This is a genomic window from uncultured Sphingomonas sp., assembly GCF_934560975.1.
In the GTDB taxonomy this organism is placed as follows: Bacteria; Pseudomonadota; Alphaproteobacteria; order Sphingomonadales; family Sphingomonadaceae; genus Sphingomonas_I.
The window spans coordinates 1-25,507 of the sequence record NZ_CAKTFO010000012.1; the positions used below are offsets into that span (position 1 = coordinate 1).

The following is a 25,507-nucleotide window of genomic DNA, read 5'->3' on the forward strand; positions in this document are numbered from 1 at the left end:
CGTAGAGGAACTGCGAACCGGAAAGCTCGATATTGTTCTGGGTCGTGGTCATGCGAGTGGTCCTTCGCTTGGGGTGTCTTCAGGGATGTTGAGGTTGAGAAATCCGCCTTGATCGTGGGTGCGATCAGAAGCTGATGGTGGCGCGGGCCTGGACGCGGGCATTGCCCGACCTGGTGCGCTGGCCATCGGTCAGGGCCAGCCCGGCATTCACTCCGGCCGAGAAGTGGCTGCCGATCCGATAATCGGTGCCGGCACCAGCCGAGACGACCGTCTCGTCGCTGTGCAGCGCGCGGTCGCGGCCATAGCCGGCGTCGACGAACAGATAGGGGGACAGCTGGTCGCGGTTGTGGCCGAGCAGTTGGAGCGGCGGCATTCGCACTTCGTTGCGGATCACCGCGCCCGCGTCGAAGCTGCCGTCGTCGGACGTATAGCCGCGCACCAGCCCGTCGCCGCCCAGGCCGATCTGCGCCGACAGCGGCACGGCCTTGGCCGCATATTGCACCGACAGGCTGCTGGTCAGCGCGAAATTGTGCGGCAGCCGCGTCTGACCGGTCAGGTCCAGCGTGGCATAGGCATATTTGGCGGACGCGCTGCGACCGTTGGTGATGTCGGACAGGCGCGCGCTGCTGCTGCGGTCGGTCAGGCCGCCCGGGCTGACGTGGAGGTTGAGCGCCGCCGATGCCTGCCGGCCATTGCCCAGCCAGCCCTTGGACCAGCCGATCAGGCCCTGCCAGATGTCCGCCGACACATCGAGCGCGGTCTGGCTGCCGAAGAATACCGTGCGGTGCTGGCGCTTGCCCTCCACGCCGATCAGCAGGTCGCCATAGCCGGTCGGCAGGCCCAGGTTGGACAGGGCCGTGCGATAGGCGGCGGTCGCTTCCGTGGTGCGCTGGCGCACGGTGAAGTCGGCATTGACGACCTGGTTGGTCAGTGCGTCGCTGATCGTGATCTCGATATTCTGCCGCGGCGCAGTCGGAATGTAGATGCGACCGCCTTGCGCGACATAGCGCGGATCGCGCGGAAAGATGTCGCCGCCACGCACCCAGAAGTCGCGGCTGCCCGTCAGCTGGTAGGAAGCATAGGCCCCGGTCAGCACCGGCAGCTTGACCAGGCCGCCGACAAAGAAGCGGTCGATCCCGGTCGATTGCGACCCGGTGTTGGACCAGCCGCCATAAAGGCGAAACGGCCGGGTCCGCTCCGCCGCCAGCGTCAGGTCGGTATTGCCGGCCTGGGTGGCGGGGGCGAATTGCGCGCCCACGGTCTGGAACGGGTTGCGGTTGATCCAGTCGAGATCCTCTGCCAGCACGCGGCTGTCCACCGGCTGGCCGGGCACAACCCGCACCTGCCGCTTCAGCGCGGCGGCATCGCGGCCGTCCGTGCCTTGTACGCTGACGCTACCAACACGAAACTCGGTCACCCGCAGCTGGAGCACGCCGCTGGTAATCTCCTGCTCCGGGGTGGAGAGGGAGACGAACGGGCGGCCGGCGGTACGGGCGGCGCGCGCCACCTCCGCCTGGATCTGAGCGATCAGCCTGCGGCTGAGCGGCTGCCCCAGAAAGCGGCCGAGGCGACGGCGCAGGCGGCCGCCATCCAGCTGGCCGAGTCGCGCGGCATGCACGCCCGGCGCGATCGCAGCCGCGTCCACCGCTGCCTCCTGCGCGTCCAGCAGCACGATCGCCTTCAGGTTGGCACCCAGCGGAGTCGCATCCTCCGACGCCGGCGTGGCATCGCGCACCTCGACCGGGGCCACGCCGGTCTGCGGCGCCGGCGGCAGGTTACGCTCGACGGCGGTCTGCGCCAAGGCCGAGGAATCGGCCAGCGCCAGCAAACCGGTCGACAGAAGAAAAACGATCTTGCGCGGCATTGTCTCAATTACCCTGATCTGCGAAGAACATCTGACCGGACCTGCCGATCAAGTTGCTGTTCATTTCGTGCAATCCGGTAAATGACCGCTTAATTTTTGTATTTTCTAAGTATTGGTTGCCCTTTGTTGCAGATGGTAACAATGCGACACTGCTGTTGTCGGCCCACATACTTTGCACGGCGGCACCGTCCTGGCGACATATGCAGCGATCCGGCAAGGGCAAGCAGCCGGCTGACGACTTCCCGTCCCGTCAGGCGCGATGACGCAGGTTCGGATCTGCGCTTCGGACCGGCACGGCGGCAATAAGGCGCGCTTGCCCGCGCGCGGGTCTCAGTTGGTCGAGCCCACCCGATCGGCCAAGCGCAGCAACCGCCGGGCGGAGGTGCGGCCGACTAGCGCATAGGCCATGTCGCCGTCTTCCCAATAGGCGATGCGGTCGTCCTGCCGGTGCGCCAGCAGCGGCTTGCGTCCCGCCGGGGTTTCGATTCGCATGCCGACAAGCGCGACGCGCTCCCCCTCCGGCGTCAGGATCAGCGTCTGCACGCTGGTGCCCAGGTGTGACGGGAACAGCTGCATATCCAGCACGCGCCACCCGGCCGGCAGCTTCGGTAGGCGGATGGCGGTGGTGCGCAGCACCTCGTCGATATCGTAGTCGGTCGCCTCAGCCTGAGACCGCATCTCGCCCCGGATCAGCAGCACGTCCAGCGACCGGGCGGCCTCGTCCACGAAGGTGAGCGGCGCGGCGATGGTCGGCGTGGGCTCCGTCGCCTCGTGCATCAGCCACCCTGTCAGCACGGCCGGCAGGATCACCGCCGCGCGCCGGGCAGCCCGCGCCACATGCCGGCGCGGGGCGGCGATCCAGTCGGCGGGACGGCGGTGCGGCCGTGGCCGCACCCGCTGCCGCGCGGACAGATGCATCGCGATCGCTTCCGCCGCGCGCTCCGATCCGGACGAATCGCGCGCATCGAACGTGGCGGCAAACCCCGCCTCCTGCGGCGCGGCAAAGGTCGCATGGTTCGCCCCCGCGGCATCGATCGCCGCGATCAGCCCGGCGCAGTCGCGCAACACCGGCCCGAAGTGCCAGTGGCCGTAATTCTCGTCCGCGCGCCAATCGACCCCGTTGGCATCCAGGAACAGGCAGGGGCGCGGCCGCCGCAGGAACTCGTAGACCTGGCTGCTGACGTCCCCCAGATAGATGTCCGCCAGATCGGTGTAGGTCATGTCGATTGACCGGTCGCTGCCGGGATCGATGAAGATGCGCGGATGGTCGGCATAGGGCGCCAAAGTCGCCTGCCACCGCGCCTTGGCCCGGTCGCTGTCCAGCAGGCGGACGTGCGGCGCCAAGACCAGATTGTAGCGATCCTGCCCGGCAAAGGCGCGCAGCACCGCCGCGCCGCACCGTTCCCACGATCCCAATGTCGAGAAATGCGGATTGTACAGCACGATCGGCCGACGGTCGCCGGGAAAGGGGGTCCAGCCCGGCTCGCGCGCGGCATCGGCTGCCTCGAACTTGGGATAGCCGACCACGGCATAGCGCCCCTCCCGGATCAGCCCTTCCCGCTGCAGGCGGCGGCGGTGCTTCTCGCCCGCCATCAGCACGAAATCGAACTTGCGGATGCGCGGGTCGAACCCGATCGCGCGATCGCCCGCGCCATGGTCCAGGTGGATGAAGCACGGGCCGCGCAGCCCCGCCGTACGCAGGATGATCGACGTCCGCTCCGGCAAAGCGATCGCATCGAAGCGGCTGAGCTCGGGCGCCAGCACCGCCAGCGTCAGCAGCTTGGGCGGCACGCAGCTGCCCGTCACCCGCCGCGCGACGTTCAGCATCGCGGCTTCGGCGGACACGAACGCGATCGGCGCACCGCCCAACCGCGCGACCAGCATCCGGGCGTAGTCGATATGCCCGCAAGACGGCGACATCACCGTGACCGCAAACCCCTCCCGCCGGGCCAGCGCCACCGCCGTCGAGATGCCGTGCAGCAATTGGTGGCGTTGCGCGTTGAAGAAGAAGCAGACCCGCAGCGCGCGCGCCGCCCCCTGCCCGACCTCCAGCCCCGTCATCGACCCCTATCCCAGCTCATCCGGCCAGCCCTTCCAGACCCTGCCCGACCGATGCGCACGGCCGGGCTGAACCCAGGCTGCACGCCGGGACGAGCATCCCGTTCTGCCCGATGACACACATATAAGATAATGAACCAAAAGGTAAGAAGCCGCTCACCACCGGCTCGTCAGCCGATTGGCGGCACCACAGACATGCGGAACGGCCTCAAAGAGAATCGTCGTCCCGCCGCACCAAGGTCCAGCAGCCTTGCCGGTGAAAGGTATAGCGGACCTGCATGTCCGTATCCTCCCTGCTGACGGTCACCTCGCGGCTGTGGGATGACAAACGCCGTGTCAGGACGACATACCCGTTCGGCACGACCGCGACGGGAAAGGCAAGCCGTTCCCTGCGCACCATCGTTCGCGCCAGGGTGGGCTCGCCGCCCCCCGCGTCGACCACGCGCGTGTCGACAAGCACCGGGGCGGTGTGCGCGGCCTGATATCGCGCGGAGCGGATGAACATGGTCCAGAACTGCGGAAAGGACAAAGGGCAGGTGCTCGTAGCGCCCGGCGACACGGCCGCACTTGCACCGATGATCAAGGCAAGGATGGGACCGGCCATGCCGCAACATCGCTACCTTCTGTGAAAAGCCGGTTAAATCCTGACAAGGCGGCTAAGCTGCAAAGATGCGGTGGTCGGAGAGGAACTAGGCGATAGGCGGGGCGGCCGGATTCGTGCACCACCAGATCGTCGAACCCCGCATCGCGCAACCCTTCGGAGATGATCGCCCCCCGCGTCTTGCTGGCGTCGAGGATCGTGATCCTCACGCAAGGCGGATCGCCTGGGACGGAGGTTTTGCATCATCTCGGCGTCGGCGTCCGACAGGTTCAGGCGCTGTTTGGAAAGCGGCAGATAGGCCCTGTGTGCGGAGGTCGGTGCCGTCAGCACCTGATTGGCGAACACATCCTTCCAGCGCTTTGCGAAGCGACCTGATCCGCGCAGGGACTGGCGGCTCCAGCCGTACCAACATGATGAACCGATGCGCTAGCCAGGAACAGATGCGGGTATGTCCGGTCGCTTGCCACCCGATCGAAGCGATGGCTGGCTGTCGGCTGCGGCTGCGGTATCGCGCTTTCCGACACTTCCGTTCTCGCGGCCTCGCTCTGCGGCAGTCACCGCCGAGGAGCGATCCAGATGGGATTGGTGTTGGCGCGTTTGCCGGCGGTGTCCTCAACAGTCAGGGCGTACCAGCCGGCGGACGGCGTGATCACAGGAATGGAGAGCAAGGCGGTGGCCTGGCCGGCATAGTCGACGACCCGCTCGACCTTGCCGTCATGGACGATGCTGGCGCGCTTCAGCCCGGTGGTGGACTGCAGCTTGAACCCGATGGTGACGCTTTCACGCGGCGCGACGGCCACCGTGGTGCCGAAGTCATGATCAGGCGTGATCAACGGCCCGCGCGTGACATAGGACTGGCCGCGCCGGACGGCGTCCACGAACCGCCCGGCGGTCAGCGGCCCGTCAACATGCGCATAGACCCTGACGCTGCCCGATACGCTGTTCCAGACGTCGTGCACGTCCGACCCGGCGCTGAGGAAGTAAGGCCGGTTCGTGCTCCATGACGCCCAGGCGCGGTCGACCACCTTCCCGTCGCCCTCTCCGCTCGATCCGTTGATCTCCAGCAGGTCGAACGCCGGATCGAACCCGCCATGCGCCACGCCGCGATCCACGCTCGACAGATAGCCCTCGCCGTCGACATAGGGGTGGTTGACCTGGATGGCGGTGGCGCCGAGCCGGTGGGCTTCGGCAAAGACGTCGGCGGCGCTGGCAGTCGCCATTTCCAGCCGGACGGGTTCGTCCAGCTTCACCGGATAGACGTTGAAATGCCCCCAGGAGGGCGACAGCTCGGCAGACGGGATAAAGGGCACCCCGCGCCGCGCGGCGATGGCGGCAAGCGCACGATGGCTGGTGGTAAGGTCGTGGTCGCTGACGAAGAGGAGGTCGAGCCCCGCCGCAAGTTCGGAGCGCGCCACGTCAGCCGGGGGCGTCGACCCGTCGGCCTGATCCGAATGGTGGTGCATGTCGGCCGCATACCAGCCGTCCGCCTCGGGCCGGAACAGGCGGGGGATGCGCACCTCGCTGGTCCAGGTCTGGCCGGGCGCGACCATGGCGGTGACGGTTGCCGGCTTGGTGGTGAAGCCTGCACCGGAACCGACCGACAATCGATATTCGCCTGGCGCCAGCGCGAACTCCGCGTCGCCGACATGGTCCAGGGCAGTGAAAAAGGTGCTGCGGCCGAGATACTCGACCAAAGGCTGCTGCCCCTGGACGATGCCGATGCGGGCGTCGAGCGGCGCGGCGCTTCCTTCCTCCCGCACGGTCAGCCGCACGCGGCCGGGCGGCTGGAGGCCGCTGAAGTCCTGGGACCTGGTCGCGCGGGCGGCCAGGGTCGCCTCTACCCGCTTACTCTCATTGTAACCCTGCCCGGTCGCGTAGAAACGGTAACGGCCGGGCGGCAGGGACAAAGCGTAGCGGCCATCCTGGCCCAAGGTCCATGCGAACGGAGTGCCATCCTTCTCCGCGACCACCACCGGCGCGGCGACGCGGGTGCCGTCGGCCTGCGTCACCTGACCCGAAATGTGCGCCGCCCCTTGGCTGGACCCGGCAAGTTCGGCCGCGACGATCGGGGCAAGGTCGCCACGCGGCACTACCTGCAACGTCCCCTGAAAGGTACGGCTCTCGCCCGGTTGCAGCGTCGTCCGGCGATAAAGGTCGCGCCCGCCGAACCCGAACCGGTCGAAATCGGCCATGTGCATGGCGATCGCCCAGTCGCGATCATAGCCGACGATCCTGTCGGCCATTGCGCCCGTGGTAGGCCCGTCCGACCCTCGGGCGATGCCGGGCACGCCGAAGAAGTGCCCGCCCAGCGTCCACAGGACGAAGCCTGACAGCGCCTGCTCGACCGGCTTGGTGCCGCGATTGGTCATCTCCACGCTGAGATGGACCGCATCCTCGCCCTCGCGCAGGGTGTAGCAGGTGCGGATCTCGACATCCGCCCAGTTGCGCACGGCCTCCACGATCGCTTCGCCGGCGTGCTGCTTGACGATGCGGACATCTTGCCGACTGCTCGGCCAGGCAATCCAACTGTTGGGCAGAAAGTCGCCAAAGGTCAGCCGGTCCTTGCCGATCACCCCGCCAACTACCGGCGCCGCATCGATCAGCGCACCGCGCGGGATCGCCCAGGGCGGCGCGGTTTCGACCGCCAGGCCCACCGCCAGTCGATCGTTCATCAGGGTGATGTCGCCAGGCGCGCTGGCCTGTCCGCTGACGATCGGCGTCGGTCCCCGGATGATCCGGACCGCGGCGGGTGCCGGCAGGGCGACGGCCATGGCGAGAGCGACGCCGAACGTGCGGAGGGACATGACGGGCTTTCCGAAAGGGCAAGAAGAGGGCTGTCGCGCGCCCGCGGCCCGGATGCGCGACACCAGAGATCAGAAACGCTTGCGAACGGTGACGAACACCTGCCGCGGCGCGCCGATCATCAGCCCCTGATAGGTACCGGCCGCGTCGCTGTTGGTGCTGCCGCCGGTGGCGATATACTTCTTGTCGAACAGGTTGGTGACGTTACCCTGAATCTCCAGCCCGCCCAGCGGACCCGATGACGGCGTACGGAAGCCGAGCGTCAGGTCGGTCAGGAAACGCCCCTTCAGCGACCCGTCGTTGAGGTAGGTGTAGTAACGCTTGCTCTGATAGCTGCCGTTGATGCGGCCGAAGATCAGGCCATTGTCATAGGCGATCTCGCTATTGGCGATGTGCTTGGGCACGCCGGTGACGTAATTGTCGTCGGTCGCCAACACGACCTCGCCTGCACCGTTCAGCGTGTCGTCCGCATATTTGGCGTGGGTGAAGGAATATGACCCGAACAGCGACACGTAGCGCAGCGGACGATAGGTGCCCGCGACCTCCACGCCATTGGTGTGCACGCTGCCGACGTTGGAGGTGATGCTGGTGCAGGTCTCGATCAGCGAACAGGGGCTGAAGCCGGCGAGGCGGTTCTTGAACGTCACGTGATAGGCCGACAGCAGGCCTTCGAAGCGCGGCAGGTGAACGCGCACGCCGCCTTCCACCGTCCGCGAGCTTTCCGGCTTGAGGTCGTCCTTGTTGGCGTCGAACGCGGCCTGGGTGGTGCCGAACGGACCCGACCCGAAGGCGGACATGTTCTCGGCATAGCCGGCGAACAGTTCGAACTTGGGATCGATCATGTAGTTGGCGCCGATCTGCGGCAGGAACAGGTCCTTGGCCGTGATCTTGCCGGCCGCCTGCGAGATGGTGGTGTAGCGGATGTCGTTGGTGACGCCCACGTCCTGCGCCTTGAAGCCGCCGGTCACCTTCAGCGCGTCCGTCACCTGCCAGGTATCCTGCAGGAAGCCCTGATAGGTGTTCACCGTGTAGCGATAGTCATAATAACGGTCGAACCTGTCGGACTGCTTGGGCCACTGGCGATGGTCCCAATTGCCACCGTCCGCATCGATGCCGTACTTGAAGCGGCGGTACATGAAGCGGTTATGTTCGTACCAGCCGCCGAACTCGATATCGTGGTTGGCGATGTTCAGCGTCATCGACGCCGTGGTGCCTTCACGCTGGATGCGGTAGCCCGAACTGCGGACGAACAAGGGCGCGCCGCCGGGCGTGCCGGAATAGGGATACCACCACGTGCCCTCGCCCCGGTTGCGGTGAATATAGGGCTGGATCCGGATCTTGACGTTGTCGGCCAGTTGGCTGTCCAGGCGGACATAGCCGAGATAGTCACGCCGCAGCGTGGTGCCGTCGAAATAGGCATCGTCGACGCAGCGTATGCCGTTGGGATAGACGTTGGTGGTGCAATCGCCGGCCGGATTGGCCTGATACGCCTTGGCCAGGTCGACCGCGGTCTGCCAATCGTAGCGGAGGTAATCCCACTTCCAGCCGTAACGCTCGATCAGCGCCTTGGACATGTCCATATAATCGTCGGTCGCCAGATCCGAATAGGCGCCGTAGGCGGTGACGGTGGTGTCGGGGCCGAGCGGCAGGATCAGCTTGGCATTGGCCTGCCACGACGTGGTCTTGCCCTTGCCCTTCCAGTGCGGCTGGTCGAGCCGCGCACCGCTCAAGTAACCGCGCGCGGCATTACCGAGGTCGCCGCTGTCGAGCCTCGCGAACAGGCGATAGGTATTCTCGCTGCCATAGCCCGCCTCGGCCAGCACGCCGGGTTCCAGCGTCGGATCGACGGTCGAGAATTTGATGGTGCCGCCCAGGTTCGACGACGACGCGGTGTCGAGCGCGCCCGCGCCCTGCGCCAGTTCCACCGCGCCGATATTCTCGGAAATGGTGGCGCGGCTGATGTGCAGGCCGTTGAAATTGGCGTAGGACATGTCGCCCAGCGGTAGGCCGTCGAGCGTGTAGCCGAGCTGCGTCTGCCCGAAGCTGCGGACCGAGATGCTGGTGGAATATTCATTGATGCCGAGCGGGTCGCCGCTCTGGAAATTGACGCTCGGCAGCTTGGCCAGGACCTTGATCGGGCTGGTCGCGGGGGGCGCCACGTCGATGTCCGCCTTGGTCAGCGTCTGCACCTGGCGCGTCTCGCCGCGGCCCAGGATGACGATCTCCTCCGGCCCTTCCGCCGTCGCCTGTTCGGCATCCGTGTTCGCTTGCGCCATGGCCTGGCCGCTCCAGGCGGTTTGCAGCGCGAGCGCGGTGCAGGACAGAAGGATCGTGCGCAGCAACATGAATGCCCCTTGTTTTGGTTCCACGTCCCGGTGGACGCGAGGGGGAGCTAGAGCCGGTGGTGGACACTTTTATTACGGACGTGAGTGAAACCCGTTCGCTGTGGCTGGCTTGCGTCAGTCAAAGACCGTGAACGGGCGTGGCGCGGGTCCAGTTGAACGAAAAAGGCCGCCCGGGGGACGATCCCGTGCGGCCTTTCCATCATCAATATGGCGTGGCGAACTCTCAGGCCGCTTCGGCGACCTCAGCCTCGGTCGGGAGCCGGATGAGATAGTCGAAGGCGGACAGCGACGCCTTGGAGCCTTCGCCCATGGCGATCACGATCTGCTTGTAGGGTACCGTGGTGCAATCCCCGGCGGCGAAGATGCCGGGCTGCGAGGTTTCGGCGCGATGATCGATCTCGATCTCGCCACGGTTGGACAAGGCCACCGCATCCTTCAGCCATTCGGTGTTCGGAACCAGGCCGATCTGGACGAAGATACCCTCCAGCTCGATCTCGTGCAGCGTGTCGTGGTTGCGATCCTTGTAGGTCAGCGCCGTGACCTTCTCGCCATCGCCCTTGACCTCGGTGGAAAGGGCGGAGGTGATGATTTTCACGTTGGGCAGGCTGGCGAGCTTGCGCTGGAGCACCGCATCGGCGCGCAGGTCAGCCGCGAACTCGACCAGGGTAACGTGCGCGACAATGCCAGCTAGGTCGATCGCCGCCTCGACACCGGAATTGCCGCCGCCGATCACCGCCACGCGCTTGCCCTTGAACAAGGGGCCGTCGCAGTGCGGGCAATAGGTCACGCCCTTGTTGCGATAAGCATCCTCGCCCGGCACGTTCATCTGCCGCCAGCGCGCGCCGGTGGACAGGATCACGGTACGCGCCTTCAGCGTGGCGCCGCTTTCCAGGGTAACTTCGTGCAAACCGCCCTGCGCCTGCGCCGGCACCAGCTTTGCCGCTTTCTGCAGGTTCATCACGTCGACCTCATAATCGGCGACATGCTGTTCCAGCGCGGTGGCGAGTTGCGGACCTTCGGTATGCCTGATCGAAATGAAGTTCTCAATCGCCATCGTGTCGAGCACCTGGCCGCCGAACCGTTCGGCCGCGATGCCGGTGCGGATGCCCTTGCGCGCGGCATAGATCGCCGCCGCCGCGCCAGCCGGTCCGCCGCCGACCACCAGCACCTCGAACGGCTCCTTGGCGGAAATCTTCTCGGCGGCGCGGGCGGACGCGCCCGTATCCAGCTTGGCGAGGATCTGCTCGACGTTCATGCGGCCCTGGCCGAACGGCTCGCCGTTCAGGAAGATGGCTGGCACCGACATGATCTGCCGTGCCTCGACCTCGTCCTGGAAGGCGCCGCCCTCGATCGCGACGTGGCGGATGCGGGGGTTGAGCACGCTCATCAGGTTCAGCGCCTGCACCACGTCCGGGCAGTTCTGACAGGTGAGCGAGAAATAGCTTTCAAAGGCAAAGTCACCGTCCAGCGCCTGGACCTGCTCGATCACCTCCTGCGTCAGCTTGGAGGGGTGGCCGCCGACCTGCAGCAGCGCCAGCACCAGCGACGTGAATTCGTGGCCCATCGGAATGCCGGCAAAGCGCACGCCGATGTCGGTGCCCTTGCGGCGGATCATGAAGGACGGACGACGCGCATCGTCATCCCTGCGGACGACATCGACGTCGGGGGAAAGCGCGGCGATTTCGTCCAGCAAGGTCAGCATCTCGCGCGACTTCGCGCCCTCGTCCGCCGAGGCGACGAGTTCGATCGGCTGCTTGATGTTGGCCAGATAGGCCTTCAGCTGAGTCTTCAGATTGGCGTCGAGCACCGCGCTCTCCTGTTACGCTTACACAAACGGGGCGGGAGCCGGCCGGTGCCCGCCCCCGATAGTGAGTCAGATCTTGCCGACGAGGTCGAGCGACGGCGCCAGCGTGGTTTCGCCCTCTTCCCACTTGGCCGGGCAGACTTCGCCCGGGTGCGCGGCGATGTACTGCGCCGCCTTGATCTTGCGGAGCAGCTCGACCGCGTTGCGGCCGACGCCCTCGCTGGTGATTTCCATCAGCTGGATCACGCCGTCGGGATCGACCACGAACGTGCCGCGGTCGGCCAGGCCCTGGCCAGCGCGCAGGATGTCGAAATTGTTGCTGATGACGTGGTTCTGGTCACCCAGCATGGTGTACTTGATCTTGCCGATCGCCGGCGAGGTGTCGTGCCATGCCTTGTGGCTGAAATGCGTGTCGGTCGAAACCGAGTAGATTTCCACGCCAAGCTGCTGGAACGTATCGTAATTATCGGCAAGATCCTCCAGCTCCGTCGGGCAGACGAAGGTGAAGTCGGCCGGATAGAAGAAGAAGACCGCCCACTTGCCGCGGGTGTCGGCGTCCGTGACCGTGATGAACTTGCCGTCCTTGTAGGCCTGGGTTGCGAACGGCTTGATCGTGGTGCCGATGAGCGACATGGAACATCTCCTTGGGGGCTGATTGCAACGACGACATAGTGCGCCGCAGCAAGGGTCCAAAATGGCGATTTTGACATTATCTGATCGGTTGCGTCGATCAGTCGAGCAGCTTCACCTGCCCACGACAACGAATATGTCCCGATTGTGCTGCGCCTGTGACAATGAATCCCGTCAAAGCAGTCCAGCGGGTCACGCCGAAGCGGACGATGACGCACCTTGTCGCCTATTGCTTGATCCTTGCGGCCGATCCCGCATGAAGGGCGCCATGCAACCCCGCACCCGCCTGGATCGCCTGTGGCAGAGCGCCGCCTCCTTGGCCCTGCTGCTCGCCCCGGCAACGCTTTCGCCGTCGCACGCGGCGGACACTGCCCCGTTCGACCTGCCCGGCCCCGGCATGCGGATAACGGTGACGCGCGGTGCCAGGACCCTGCCGATCGGGGAGGTGCCGGGCCTCGCCACCGGCGACCTGCTGCACATGGGTGCCGACCTGCCCGACGATCAGCGCGCGCGCTTCCTGTTGGTATCCGCTTTCCTGCAGGGTGCGACCAACCCGCCGGCCAAGTCGTGGATCAGGGTGGCGGAAACCTGGAAACGGAAGGACAAGGACCGGCTGCTCGCCGTAACCGTGCCCAAGGGGGCGCGGCAGCTGGTGCTGTTTCTGGTGCCCGATACGGGCGGCGCGTCCGATACCATCATCGACAATGTGCGCGGCCGGCCCGGCGAGTTCGTGCGGGCTACGCAGGACCTGAACCAGGCATCGCTCGACCGATCGCGGCTGGACGCCTTCATGGCGGCGATCCAGGCGCAGGAGAATAGCTATCCGGAATATCTGAAGACGGTCGCCCCCGTACTGGCGCGCAGCCTGTCCATGAAGCTGAACGAAGACTGCCTGGCAAAGGTAATCGAGTTGCAGGCGGCCTGCCTGCTCGAAAACCGGGAATCCCTGGTGCTGGGCGACGTGCACGGCAGTTCGCTGGCCGAAACGCTGACCGGGGCGACCACGGATCTAGCGCTGCAACTCAGCGCCACGCCGGAGGCGGGCTTCGGTTATTATACGCCCTATATCGGGGTGGTGCGCGACATTGCGCGCGTGTTCGGCGCGTTCAGCAATCCGCAGTTCAACTACCTCCCCACGCTCAGCCTGCGGCAGGGCGCGGGCGTTTCGCTGCTGCTGAATGCGGCGCCATCGTTCAAGACGCCCAAATCGGTGCTGGTGGCGGCCATGCCGGCGATCGATGCCAGCAGCCCGCCGCGCCTGCGCAACACGGCCGAGCAGCCGATCTGCGCGATGCGGCCCGGCATTGTGCTGCCCGTCGATGGCGCACCGCTGATCTACTCGACCGCCTATGCCCACACCATGGCGGTGCGCCTGACCACCGCCGATGGACGGACCATGGAGTTGCCGGTGCAGGCGCGCGCCGATCGTGGCGGCTATGTGCCGAAGCAGGCACTGCCCACCTGGCTCAGCGGCACCATCAAGGCGCACCTGCATGGCGCGTGGGGCTTTGATCCGTTCGACGGGCCGGACTTCACGCTCCAGGCTCCGGACAACAAGGGATGGAGCAGCCAGGCAGCAACCACTCTGGTGACGGGACGGGACAATGTGGTCACGTTGACCGGCGCGGCCCCGGCCTGCGTTCACGGCGTGACGATGCGCCGCGGCGCCTCGGCCGAGCCTGTCGCCTGGACGATGCGGGGCGACGGCGCGATCGACGTCACCCTGCCGCTCAAGGCCGCCAAGCCGGGCGAGTTGACGCTGGAGGTGCGCCAGTTTGGCGCGACCGGACCATCGACGCTGACGCTGCGCGCCTATGAACAGGCAAGCCGGCTCGACCGGCTCGACATCCATGCCGGCGATCGCTGGGGCATCCTGTCCGGCCAAAGGCTGGACCAGGTGGCCGCCGTGGAGTTTGGCGACATGCGCCTCAAGCCGGATGGCCTGTCGCGCGATGGCGAGGTGGACCGGTTGCGGATCGCCGCCGAGGGCATGGGTAGCGGCGCGGCGGCGAGCAGCGGGACCGCGCGTATCCTGCTGACCCAGGGCCGCACCGCATCCCTGCCGGTAACGATCGCCCCACCCCGTCCCAACGCATCCCTGCTCAACATGAGCGTGACGCCGAAGCAGGCGCCAGCGGCCATCCTGCTGGAGGTGCAGGGCAAGGATGTGCTGCCGGACACAGCGCGACTGGTCTTTTCAATGAAGGCAGCGCCCGGCACCCAGCTGTTGCCCAGCGACGGGATCGAGATTGCGACCGGCGATGGCCTTGCCACCACCAGGCTGGCTGCTGGGCCTGACCTGCGGCTGCAAGGTCCGGAGATCATGGTCGGCAGCTTCGATCCCGCCAGCCTCGGCCCCTCCGCCTTCGGCCCGTTGCGGTTCCGCATCGTGCGGGGCGCGGAGACGGGCGACTGGCAGCCGCTGGTCACGCTGGCGCGGTTGCCCCGGCTGGAGGCTTTGGACTGCCCGGCCGATGCCGCCGATGCCGGCTGCAACCTACGCGGCCAGGGGCTGTTCCTGATCGCGGCGGTGGCGCCCACCCCCGCTTTGGAGCGCAGCATCGCCGTACCGGCGGGCTTCACCGGTGCGACGCTGGGCGTTCCCAAGCCCGAGGACGGCAGGCTCTATCTGCGCCTGCGGGATGCGCCGGACGCGGTGGCGGTCGCGTCCGTGGCGCGCCCCCGATCGTGAGCACGGGCGGATGTAAACCGAACCTTCACCGCGCTGGCGCAAGGCTGCGCGGCACCGCCGGCTTGTTCAATGCCGACGGCCAGGTCGATGGGCGATGTTTGGCGCATATCTGAACCGGTTGGACTTGGCCGGCCATTATCCCGGCGTGTTCGGCATCGGCTATGCAGAGGCGTTTGCCGCGCCGGATCACCGGGCCGTCGTCGCCGGCGTGGACGCCAGGAACCTGATCGCGATTTCTACTTCTGGCCTGACTCGCGCACGCCGGCCGGGTCAGCCATCCTGTTCCTGGAGCCGCTCGGCCGGCGCAACCGGGCTGCGACCGGCTATGACATGCTGTCCGAACCGGTCCGGCGGGCCGCGATGCTGCGGGCGCGCCGGCTCGGCCGCACGTCGGGTCGTCCCGAGGACATCGGTCTGGTGGTCGAAGATGACCATCATGTGCGCACCATGACGGTCCAGCTGCTGCACAATTTGGGTTACACCGCGCTGGCCCGGGAAGTGCGGCGGCGTTGGCCCGACACGCGGATCATGTTCACCACCGGCTATGCTCCGGAGCATCTGTTCGACCGGGAAGGGCCGGACGAAACGGCCTTGCTGCGCAAGCCCGTCACCCAGGCGCAACTCGGCCGCGCGATGGCGGACGCTTTGAAGGGCTAGCCGGCAGTGCGGGGTGCGGCGGCGGAAACCCGGCCGGTCCGCTCCAGCTTGCCCCAGCCCACGACGATCCCGCCGATCGCCGACGCCAAGGCCCGGATCACCACCCAATACATGATCTGCCGATAGAGAAGCCGCTGCGCCACCAGCAGGTGAGCGGGATAGCGCGCACGGCCGCCGTCCAGGCGGTAGGCGAGCCAGCCGCACGCCACGTCGATGGCGGTGAAGGCCAGCCAGTACAGGCCCATGGTATCGACATCGCCGCTGGTCTGCGCCCAGCCATGCTGGCCGACCCGCACCCATGTGGACGCCAGCGACACGACCAGCGCCAGGTCGATCAGGGGGGAGATCGCGGCAAAGGCGATCTGGAACAGCCACGCCTGTGGCAATCCCACCCATGCCAGGCCGGACGGACGGCGCGTCCGCAACACGTCGCGATGCTTCCACAGGCATTGCAGCGTACCGAACGCCCAGCGATACCGTTGCCTGGCGAGAGCGCGGAAGCTTTCGGGTGCCTCCGTCCAGGCCACCGCGCGCGGATCGTAGGTCACCCGCCAACCCGCCCGCTGGAGCGCGATGGTAAGATCCTGGTCCTCGGCCAGCGTATCCTCCGGATAGCCGCCGACCGATGCCAAGGCGGTGCGCCGCCACGCGCCGACCGCGCCGGGCACCACCGTCATCGCGTCGAAGCCGGCGAGCGCGCGCCGTTCCAGATTCTGGGCTGTGATATATTCCACCGCCTGCCAGCGCGTGACCAGGTTGACGCGGTTGCCGACCCGCGCGTCGCCGGCCACCGCGCCGATGCGGGGGTCGACGAACCAGCGCGCCAGGCGACGGATCGTCTCCGGCTCGAACTGCGTGTCCGCGTCCAGCGCGATCACCACGTCGCCCGTGACATCGCGCAGCGCCCGGTTGAGCGCGGCCGCCTTGCCGCCATTCTGAAGCGTCAGCAACGTCACGCGGGGATCGCCAGCAAACGCCCCCGCCACGATCGCGCTGGTCTGGTCTAGCGACCCGTCGTCGGCGACGATCACCTGCAAGCCGGGATAGTCGCTTGCCAGCACGCGTGCGATCGAACCGGCAATCACCCGTTCCTCGTTATAGGCAGGGATGATGACCGACACGGACGGCTCGAACTGCGGCGGTTCGGGCCGGCGGCGGCGGCTCTGCGCCCAGGCCAGCCCCGCCATCAGCAGCGCACGCGCGATGCCGAGCGAAATGGCAAGGTAGAACAGCCAGCCGAGCGTCGCCGCCGCCGCCGCGATCACCAGAAACACCGCCACATCCGTCCGCACCGCCAGCAGGTCGCTGCCGCGCACCCGTGGCATGGCCTGCGCCTGCGACAGGCCGACCAGTTGCGACACGGTGACGAAGCGATAACCCTGCGCCTGCAAGGTGGCGATGATTCGGGGCAAGGCCGCCACCGTCTGCGCCCGATCGCCGCCGCCATCGTGCAGCAGGATGACATTGCGGGCGTTGGCGGGCGTTGCCGCGTGCACCCCGGCGGTCACCTGATCGATGATGGCCTGCGTGCCGGGGCGCTGCCAGTCATTGGGATCGACGTGCAGCCCGACCACCGTATAGCCGGCCTGCTGCGCGGCCAAAGCCGGCTCCAGTTCGTCCGTCGTGGTCGGCTCCGCATCGCCGAAATAGGGCGCACGGAACAGGGTCATGCTGCGCCGTGTATAGGCCTGCACCAGCCGCTGGGTGGCGTTGAGTTCGATCCGGGTCTGCCGGGCTGATGCCGTCGCCAGATTGGGGTGGGTGTAGGTGTGGTTGCCGATCTCGCCCCCGTCGGCAATGATCCTGTTGAGCAAGGCGGGATGCTGCAATGCATTCTCCCCCACCACGAAGAAGGTGGCGGGCACATGCGCCGCCTCCAGTTCGGCCAGGATCTGCGGCGTCCATGTGCCGTCGGGTCCGTCGTCGAAGGTCAGCGCCAGCAGCTTGGGACTCTGACCGCCGGTGCGCTGCACCACATAGGGCGTCGGCAGCGCGTCGTAACGCTCGCCCACGATCATGCCCTGCGCATTGCGGGTGATGATGCGGCGGCCGGCGGTCGGCGTGGCGGTGATCCGCAGGATCTCGCCCGATCCTTCCACGTCCGTGTTGAGCAGCGATCGCGGCGTCGACAGATCGGGAAAGCGGCCGGTGCGGAAGCCCGGGAGGTCCGCCCAGAAGCCGGGATCCTCGCTGCCCAGGCGCCACAAGGCCACCGCGCCGACACCCAGCTGCTTGAGCGCGTTCAGCTCGTTCCAGCTGGCGGCGGCATCCAGCATCCAGATCGTGTGACGCACCCCGTTTTCGTCATAGGCGAAGCCGGCATTGCCGCGCGAGGTGAAGGCGATCGCCGCATCGCTGTCATGTGCGGCAAGCCACGCATCCTCGATCGACAGGGCGCTGGTCTCGTCGCCATGCCAGTCATAGGCATAGTTGCCGAGCGCCACGACCAGCTTGTCGCGCCCCACGACCCGCACCGCCTGCTGCACCTGATCCACGAACCAGGACTGCTCCGCGATCGGCCCGGCGTTGCCGCCCTCCCAATGCTGGTCATAGGCCATGAAGATCAGGCGGTCCGCGCGCGCCGCAATGGCGGCGAGCGGCCAGGTCTCGTCCGCTGCCGGGGCAGTCACGGCGATCAGTGCGCCCTTGGGCAAGGCGCGGCGCAGGTCGGTGAGGAAGCGGATGTAATCGCGCATTGCATTGGCGGGCAGCGATTCGAAATCCATCACCAATCCGGCCTGATGCCGTTCGGCCACCATCGCGCCGAGCCGCCCGGCCAGGCGCCGCCGCGCGGCGGGATCGTGCAGCAGCCCCGCCGCGCCCGCGCCGTCCCACGTCTCGCCGGCAAAGTTCTGCACCATCGGCAGCACCTTGGGCGCATGCGGCAGGGCCGCCATCATGTGATCGAACACGGGAGCCTGCGCGATCTGGAGCCGGTGCTGCGGCCCCTGCACGGACACCAGCGCGGGCACCACCCAATCGAGCGCACCGGCATGCTGACGCAGCGAGGTCAGGCTGGCATCGTCGTCGGGCACGAAGAAGCCGATGCTGAGCGGCTTGTGCGGATCGGGCGCGCTGTGACGCGGCAACCAACCCGCCAGCCCCTTCCCCCCACCGATCCCGCCCAGCACGGAGGCGCGACGATGCGGGAACGGCAAGGCCAAATCACGCCCGCGCGGCACCGCCAGCAAGGTGCTGGCAAAGGCAAGCGCGGCAAGCAGGATCGCCACCAGCAACAGGCCGACGATCCGCTTGGACCAGCGGCTGCGTCGTCCGGTCGGGTCGAAAAAGACCGGAATGGTGTGAAGGCTCATGGCAGACGGGCTCCCCGCCGGGCAGCCCGGCACGGATGGCCGTTTATGCCGGGTGACATGAGACAAGGCTGAGCGGCACCTTAAATCCCTGTCATGTTCACCGCGCCGCACCCTTACCCATCCGTAAGGTGCCGGTCAGCGCGCGGAGATGTGCCGCCCGGCAGATGCGCAACGATGGCGCCGGGCGTTCCGGCGGCCAGGCAGAACGGGAACGGACGTCACCATGTGCGGAATTGTCGGCATCGTCGGGCAGGAACCCGTATCCGAACGGCTGTTGCAGGCGCTGAAGCGACTGGAATATCGCGGCTATGACTCGGCCGGCATCGCTACCCTGAGCGGCGGGGCCGTGTGCCGCCGGCGGGCTGAGGGCAAGCTGGCCCATCTGGAAGCCGTGCTGCGCGACGATCCGCTGCCGGGTGCGGTCGGTATCGCCCACACCCGCTGGGCCACCCATGGCGCGCCCACCACGTCCAACGCGCACCCCCATGCGACCGCGCATGTCGCCGTCGTCCACAACGGCATCATCGAGAACTTCAAGCCGCTGCGCGACATGCTGGAAGCGCGCGGTCGCGTCTTCGAAAGCGAGACCGATACGGAGGTGGTGGCGCACCTGCTGAGCGAGCGGGTCGAGGCCGGCGACGATCCGGTCACGGCGGTGCGCGCCGTGCTGCCGCAGCTGACCGGAGCCTTTGCCCTTGCGATCCTGTTCCGCGACGCGCCCGATCTGCTGATCGGCGCCCGGCGCGGATCGCCCCTGGTGATCGGTTATGGCGAGGAGGAATCCTATCTCGGCTCCGACGCGCTGGCGCTGGCGCCGCTGACCCGGCGCATCGCCTATCTGGAGGAAGGCGACTGGGTCGTGCTCGGCCGCGACGGGACGCAGGTCTATGACGAAAGCGGCACGGCCGTGGAGCGCGCGATCGTGGATTCGGGCGTGGCCGAACAGACGATCGACAAAGGCAGCTTCGCCCATTTCATGCTGAAGGAGATCCACGAGCAGCCGGTGGCGGTCGCCCAGACGCTGAAAAGCTATCTGCGCCGCCTTGAAGAGCAGGTGTCCCTGCCCGTACCGGACTTCGACCTCGGCAGCATCCGCCGCGTCACCATCGTGGCATGCGGCACCAGCTTCTACGCGGGCATGGTCGCGCGTTACTGGTTTGAGCAATTCGCCCATGTGCCCGTCGACCTGGATGTCGCCAGCGAGTTTCGCTACCGCGCACCCATCATGGAGCCGGGCGGGCTGGCGCTGTTCATCAGCCAGTCGGGCGAAACCGCCGACACGCTCGCCGCGCTCCGCCATGCGCAGGGCGAAGGGCAGCGTATCGCGGCGGTGGTGAACGTGCCCACCAGCACCATGGCACGCGAGGCGGATCTGCTGCTGCCGACCAATGCCGGACCGGAAATCGGGGTGGCATCGACCAAGGCCTTCACCTGCCAGCTGGCCGTGCTGGCGGCGTTCGCCGTTAACCTCGCCCGTGCATGCGGCCGTTTGAGCGCGGTCGCCGAACGCGACATCGTCCGTCACCTGAGCGAGGCGCCGGCCGCAATCAACGCCGCTCTGGCCTATGAAGGCAGCGTGCGGGCGGTGGCGGAGACCATCGCGGACGCCCGCGACGTGCTGTATCTCGGCCGCGGCACCGACTATCCCCTGGCGCTGGAAGGCGCGCTGAAGCTGAAGGAGATCAGCTACATCCATGCCGAGGGCTATGCCGCCGGCGAGATGAAGCATGGTCCGATCGCGCTGATCGACCCGGCCGTGCCGGTGATCGTGATCGCGCCGTCCGGCCCCCTGTTCGACAAGACCATCAGCAACATGCAGGAGGTGCGCGCACGCGGCGGGCGGGTGGTACTGATCAGCGACTATGACGGCATCGCCCAGGCCGGCGAAGGCTGCGCGGCGACCATCACCATGCCCAAGGTGCACCCGCTGATCGCGCCGTTGGTCTATGCGGTGCCGATCCAGTTGCTGGCATACCATGTCGCGCTGGCCAAGGGCACGGACGTCGATCAGCCGCGCAACCTAGCCAAGTCGGTCACGGTGGAATGAGCGAAGGCGGATGGGCTGGCGGTGCGCCGCGTCAGCCCATCAGGCCCGATCGGTACCAGCGACGCAGCGTCGGCAGGCGGCGCAGTTCGCATCCGCAGCGGCGGCAACGGGATTGCTGCACGCCCGCATTGTCCACGGTGATCCGGTGTGAGGGAAGGTGACGATCGGCCGCGCACGGGGGCTGTTCCTCCGGGCGTGGGGCGGTGGTGGCGGATGGTGCAAGCATGTTGGTCTCCCGGTGATCGGGACCATGCCCGCCGCCACGCTGCCGCACGCTGGCCAATTCATGAACAAGCCGACACACTTCGCCCAAGCCGAAACATGAGCAAACCTTCATCTTGCGCTCACCCTGCCAACAGGCGGCGATGGGTAACTTGGGCCTCCATGATCGAGCGCAAACGGAGCCGGTGACGTCGTGAGCCAGATGCGGGTCATCCGCCACATTGCAGTGGTCATCATCCTTCTTGCCGGGATCTGCACCATCCTGTCGCTGCGTCTCGTACGGAGCGGCCGGGACGGGTCGCCCCACCCGGCCGAAAGCATGGGCGCGGTACTGGCGCCTTCGGTTCAGCCGCCGATGCTGGTGGTGGACAGTTTGCGCGTCGGGGGCGCCGCCGAGCAGGCAGGCCTGCGCGTGGGCGACCTGATCGAAACGGTGGATGGCGACAGCGTGCCCTCGCTTGCCGCGGCCGATCAGGCGCTGGCCGGTCGCGGCCCGCTCGACATTCACGTCCGGCGCGGCAAGGATGAGGTGGACATCAGCATCGTCACGGACAAGGACAGGCCACGTGAGTAACCGCATCCTGCTGATCGAGGACGACGCCGCCACCGCCGACTTCATCGCCAAGGGGCTGGGCGAGGAAGGCTTCACCGTCGATCGTGTCGACAATGGCCGCGACGGCCTGTTCCACGCGACGGACGGCGGCTATGACTGCATCATTCTCGACCGCATGTTGCCCGGCATCGACGGCATGGGCGTGTTGGGCGGAATGCGCGCGGCGGGCGTCGCGACGCCGGTGATCGTGCTGTCGGCGCTCGGCTCGGTCGAGGACCGGATCAAGGGGCTGACCAGCGGCTCCGACGATTACCTGACCAAGCCTTTCGCCTTTGCCGAACTGCTCGCCCGCATACGGCTGCTGATCAAGCGCGGGTCCGCCGCCACGGCCGCGCCGGAAACGGTGCTGCGCTGCCAGGATTTGGAAATAGACCTGCTTGCCCGCCGGGTGAAGCGGGCCGGGCGCGCCATCGAGTTGCAGCCGCGCGAGTTCCGGCTGCTGGAATATCTGCTGCGCCATGCCGAACAGGTGGTGACGCGAACCATGCTGCTGGAAGGCGTATGGGATTACCATTTCGATCCTGGCACCAACGTAATCGACGTGCATATCAGCCGGCTGCGCAAGAAGGTGGACGAAGGGTTCGGATCCCCCCTGCTGCATACGGTGCGCGGGGTCGGCTATCGGCTGGGCAAGGCGGGCTGATGTGGCGGTCGACGACGTTCCGGTTCGCGGCACTCGTCTTTCTGCTGCAGGTGGCGGCGGCGGCGGTCCTGCTGATCGCGCTCGGCGCCATTCTGCGCGGGCAGGTCACGGCCGATGCGTCAAGGACGGCGCAGGTCCTGCGCGACGACCTTGTCGCCGCATACCGGCAGGCGGGCGCCCCGGCGCTGCGCCAGGCGGTGGAGGAACGGTCGTCGCGGCTGATCACGCCCGACACCATCCTGCTGCTGGTGGATGCACAAGGCCGCCGGATTGCCGGCAACCTCGCCACATGGCCGCCCAGCCTTCGCCCCGGCGGACGGGCGGTCAATGTCGAACTCTATCGCAAGGGCCATGTCTCGGCGGAGGCGATGCGGGTGCTTGCCACGCAACTGCCGAACGGGCAATGGCTGCTGACCGGCGTTGCCGTCGAGGGTGAGCGCCACATGCTGCGGCTGTTTGAAAACGCCGCCTTGCTGGCCTTGTCGCTCGGCCTGATCTTCGCGGCCTTTGCCGCATGGGCGGCGACCCGCCTGATCGTGACGCGGCTGGACGCCACCCTCGCCACCCTGCGCGGGGCGGCGGCCGGCGATCTCGCCCGGCGGGTCGCGGACGACCGATCGGGCGATGCGTTCGCGGCGCTGGCGCTGGCGGTCAACCACACGCTGGAACGGGTGGAGACTCTGGTCACCGAACTGAAGATCGCGACCGACGGGCTGGCGCATGATCTGAAATCGCCGCTGACCCGGTTGCGCGCGGCGCTGGAGCGGAGCGTCACCGTCGCGACCGAGCCTGTGTCGCAGGACGCGCTCGACCGCGCGCTGGCGGAAAGCGACCGGCTGCTGGCGGTGGTGCAGACCGCCCTGAGCATCAGCCGCGCCGAGGGCGGCATCGGCCGCGACAGTTTCAGGGCCGTAATCCTGGCGGATGAGTTGCGGGAGATTGCGGAGATATATGGCCCGCTGGTGGAGGATCAGGGACGCGGCATCCGGCTTCGGGTCGACACTCCGGTCAAGGCGGCGGTGCATCGCGAATTGCTGGCGCAGGCGTTGGGCAACCTGATCGACAATTCGCTGAAATATGGCGGCGGCACGATCACCCTGTCCCTGAAGGCCGACGACCGCTGCATCAGCATCGCGGTGGCCGACCAGGGCCCGGGTATCCCGGCCGAACGGCGGGACGAGGCGCTGCGCCGGTTCGGACGGCTGGACCAGGCGCGTCGCGGATCGGGCGCGGGCCTGGGCCTGGCGCTGGTCGCCGCCGTGGCGCGGCTGCACGACGGAGCCCTGGAGCTTGGCGATGCGCGGCCGGGGCTGATCGCCACCCTCAGGTTCCAGCGCCGCGAGGTGACGGCCGAGCCGGCGGCCTGATCGGTCACTCCCCGCCGAACAGGTCGCGAAAGCGGCGCGGCTGCGAGCGGAGATATTGCGGCGGCGCCTTCACCTGTGCGCCGAAATGCGCGGCCGCGTGCCACGGCCAACGCGGATCGTAGAGGATGGTGCGGGCCAGCGCGATCATGTCCGCATCGCCCGTGCCGACGATCGCCTCCGCCTGGTCGAAGTCGGTGATCAACCCTACCGCGACCACCGGCATCCCGCACGCCTGCTTCACCGCGCGGGCGAGCGGCACCTGGTAGCTGGGCCCGACCGGTATGTCCTGCCGGGGATCGAGGCCGCCGCTGGACACGTGGATTGCGGCACATCCCCGCGCTTCCAAGGCCTGGGCGAAGGCGATGGTGCCGCCCACGTCCCAGCCGCTTTCGACCCAGTCGGTGCCAGATACGCGCATGGTGACGCCGCGTTCCGCCGGAAAGGCCGCGCGCACGGCATCGAACACCTCCAGCGGGAAGCGCATCCGGTTTTCGAGGCTGCCGCCATATTCGTCGTCGCGCTGATTGGACAGCGGCGACAGGAATTGGTGCAGCAGGTAGCCGTGCGCGCCATGCAGCTGGATCACGTCGATGCCGAGCCGCGCCGACCGCCGCGCCGCATCGGCAAAGGCGTCGCGAATGCGGAGGAGGCTGTCGCGGTCGAGTGCGGTAGGCGGCACGCTGCCCGTCTCGAACGCAACGGGCGACGGTGCCACGGTCTGCCAGCCATGGGCGTGATCGGGCGGCAGTTGCTTGCCGCCATGCCACGGCTTGTCGGTCGAGGCCTTGCGCCCGGCATGGGCGAGCTGGATGGCGATCGGCATGTCCGACCAGCGGCGGATGCTGTCCAGCACGCGGCCCATCGCGGCCTCCGTCCTGTCGTCCCACAGGCCGACATCGGCATAGGTGATGCGCCCTTCCGGCACCACGGCGGTGGCCTCGATCGTCAGCAGCGCCGCGCCGGACAGCGCCAATTGGCCGAGGTGGATCAGGTGCCAGTCGGTCATGCAGCCGTCTTCGGCCGAATATTGGCACATGGGCGCGATCACGATGCGGTTATCCAGCCGCCGCCCGCCAAGCTCCAGCGGGCTGAACAGAGCCGGGCCGCTCATGGCTGCACCTGCCGGACCGGGCGGACCAGGATTTCCTCCACCAGCACGCGCGGCGGCTGGGCGAAGCTATAGACCAACGCCTGGGCAATATCCTCGGCGTGGAGGGCATCCAGGCTCTCGCGGCGCTGACGCATGGTGTCATCGGGTACGTTGTGGCCCCATTCGGTCCACACCGCGCCCGGTTCGATCACGGACACGCGAATACCGTCGGGGCCCAGTTCCTTGCGCAGCGCATCGTGGAAGCCGACCACCGCGAACTTGGTGGCGTTGTAGACCGACCAGCCCTCGATCCCGTAGCGTCCGCCCACGCTGGACACGGACGAGATCATGGCCCCTTCGCGGCCGCGCATCAGCGGGATGGCGGCATGGGTGCAGTTGAGGACGCCGTAGAGATTGGCGTCGATCTGCGTTCGCCAGTCCTCCGGCCTGCTGTCCGCGAACGGGCCGTTGATGCCCAGCCCGGCATTGTTGAACAGCAGATCGAGCCCGCCGAAACGACCGCGCACCTGATCGAACAGGGCGGTCACCTGGCCCATGTCGCCAACGTCGCAGGCGATTGCGAACGCGCTTTCCGTACCTAATTCCCGCGCCATCGCCTCGATCCGGTCCAGCCGCCGCGCGGCCAGCACCACCCGCACGCCCTCTTCCACCAGCAGGCGGGCGGACGCCTCACCGATGCCGCTGGATGCGCCGGTGACGACCGCCACCTTGCCTGCCAGGTCCTGCATCTTCATGCC

At 67.4% G+C, this 25,507-nt stretch carries 17 protein-coding genes; 6 read left to right on the forward strand and 11 right to left on the reverse strand.

Going from position 1 to position 25,507, the window contains the following annotated elements; genetic code table 11:
• Positions 1-124 precede the first annotated feature (124 nt).
• The 7 genes from Q0D93_RS09170 to ahpC form a co-directional block, all read right to left on the reverse strand.
• Positions 125-1,864 carry a ShlB/FhaC/HecB family hemolysin secretion/activation protein gene (locus Q0D93_RS09170; protein ID WP_294393166.1) on the reverse strand — a complete coding sequence of 580 codons (1,740 nt, stop codon included), beginning with the start codon at positions 1,862-1,864 and terminating at the stop codon, positions 125-127.
• A 330-nt stretch (positions 1,865-2,194) separates the two neighbouring features.
• On the reverse strand, positions 2,195-3,925 hold the full coding sequence (locus Q0D93_RS09175; protein WP_294393168.1) for a hypothetical protein: 1,731 nt from the start codon (positions 3,923-3,925) through the stop codon (positions 2,195-2,197).
• A gap of 205 nt (positions 3,926-4,130) precedes the next feature.
• Positions 4,131-4,526: a hypothetical protein gene (locus tag Q0D93_RS09180; protein WP_294393170.1), complete on the reverse strand. Its 396-nt coding sequence runs from the start codon at positions 4,524-4,526 to the stop codon at positions 4,131-4,133.
• Between the two features lie 551 nt (positions 4,527-5,077).
• Positions 5,078-7,327: a CehA/McbA family metallohydrolase gene (locus Q0D93_RS09185; RefSeq protein WP_294393173.1), complete on the reverse strand. Its 2,250-nt coding sequence runs from the start codon at positions 7,325-7,327 to the stop codon at positions 5,078-5,080.
• 69 nt (positions 7,328-7,396) lie between these two features.
• Positions 7,397-9,670, reverse strand: coding sequence for a TonB-dependent receptor (locus Q0D93_RS09190; RefSeq protein WP_294393174.1), 2,274 nt, complete (start codon positions 9,668-9,670; stop codon positions 7,397-7,399).
• A gap of 223 nt (positions 9,671-9,893) precedes the next feature.
• Positions 9,894-11,477: an alkyl hydroperoxide reductase subunit F gene (gene ahpF, locus Q0D93_RS09195; protein ID WP_294393176.1), complete on the reverse strand. Its 1,584-nt coding sequence runs from the start codon at positions 11,475-11,477 to the stop codon at positions 9,894-9,896.
• 66 nt (positions 11,478-11,543) lie between these two features.
• Positions 11,544-12,107, reverse strand: a complete 564-nt coding sequence (gene ahpC / locus Q0D93_RS09200; RefSeq protein WP_294393178.1) for an alkyl hydroperoxide reductase subunit C — start codon at positions 12,105-12,107, stop codon at positions 11,544-11,546.
• 265 nt (positions 12,108-12,372) lie between these two features.
• On the opposite strand from ahpC, the gene Q0D93_RS09205 reads away from it, so the two are divergent.
• Positions 12,373-14,796, forward strand: a complete 2,424-nt coding sequence (locus Q0D93_RS09205) for a hypothetical protein (protein WP_294393179.1) — start codon at positions 12,373-12,375, stop codon at positions 14,794-14,796.
• Between the two features lie 87 nt (positions 14,797-14,883).
• Positions 14,884-15,453: a CHASE domain-containing protein gene (locus Q0D93_RS09210; protein ID WP_294393181.1), complete on the forward strand. Its 570-nt coding sequence runs from the start codon at positions 14,884-14,886 to the stop codon at positions 15,451-15,453.
• Here Q0D93_RS09210 and Q0D93_RS09215 read toward each other — a convergent pair.
• Entirely contained in the window at positions 15,450-18,767 is a 3,318-nt protein-coding gene (locus Q0D93_RS09215; protein ID WP_294393183.1) for a glycosyltransferase, read from the reverse strand. The two genes, Q0D93_RS09210 and Q0D93_RS09215, sit on opposite strands and share 4 nt — an antisense overlap.
• A 223-nt stretch (positions 18,768-18,990) precedes the next feature.
• Between Q0D93_RS09215 and glmS the strand changes: the two genes are divergently transcribed.
• Positions 18,991-20,814: a glutamine--fructose-6-phosphate transaminase (isomerizing) gene (gene glmS, locus Q0D93_RS09220; RefSeq protein WP_294393184.1), complete on the forward strand. Its 1,824-nt coding sequence runs from the start codon at positions 18,991-18,993 to the stop codon at positions 20,812-20,814.
• 31 nt (positions 20,815-20,845) lie between these two features.
• Here the strand turns inward: glmS and Q0D93_RS09225 are convergent, their stop codons facing one another.
• Entirely contained in the window at positions 20,846-21,040 is a 195-nt protein-coding gene (locus Q0D93_RS09225; RefSeq protein WP_294393186.1) for a hypothetical protein, read from the reverse strand.
• Between the two features lie 198 nt (positions 21,041-21,238).
• Between Q0D93_RS09225 and Q0D93_RS09230 the strand changes: the two genes are divergently transcribed.
• The 3 genes from Q0D93_RS09230 to Q0D93_RS09240 are packed head-to-tail and all read left to right on the forward strand — an operon-like array spanning position 21,239 to position 23,659.
• Positions 21,239-21,610, forward strand: coding sequence for a PDZ domain-containing protein (locus Q0D93_RS09230; protein WP_294393261.1), 372 nt, complete (start codon positions 21,239-21,241; stop codon positions 21,608-21,610).
• Positions 21,603-22,292 carry a response regulator transcription factor gene (locus Q0D93_RS09235; protein ID WP_294393188.1) on the forward strand — a complete coding sequence of 230 codons (690 nt, stop codon included), beginning with the start codon at positions 21,603-21,605 and terminating at the stop codon, positions 22,290-22,292. Before Q0D93_RS09230 ends, Q0D93_RS09235 begins: the two co-directional genes overlap by 8 nt.
• Positions 22,292-23,659, forward strand: coding sequence for a HAMP domain-containing sensor histidine kinase (locus Q0D93_RS09240; protein WP_294393190.1), 1,368 nt, complete (start codon positions 22,292-22,294; stop codon positions 23,657-23,659). The genes Q0D93_RS09235 and Q0D93_RS09240 overlap by 1 nt, the downstream gene beginning before the upstream one ends.
• 4 nt (positions 23,660-23,663) lie before the next feature.
• Here the strand turns inward: Q0D93_RS09240 and Q0D93_RS09245 are convergent, their stop codons facing one another.
• The gene (locus Q0D93_RS09245) at positions 23,664-24,770 is read right to left on the reverse strand and encodes an NADH:flavin oxidoreductase/NADH oxidase (protein ID WP_294393192.1); all 1,107 of its coding nucleotides are present in this window, start codon (positions 24,768-24,770) and stop codon (positions 23,664-23,666) included.
• A complete protein-coding gene (locus Q0D93_RS09250; protein ID WP_294393194.1) occupies positions 24,767-25,504 on the reverse strand; it encodes an SDR family oxidoreductase in 738 nt (245 codons plus the stop codon). Before Q0D93_RS09250 ends, Q0D93_RS09245 begins: the two co-directional genes overlap by 4 nt.
• Positions 25,505-25,507: the final 3 nt, after the last annotated feature.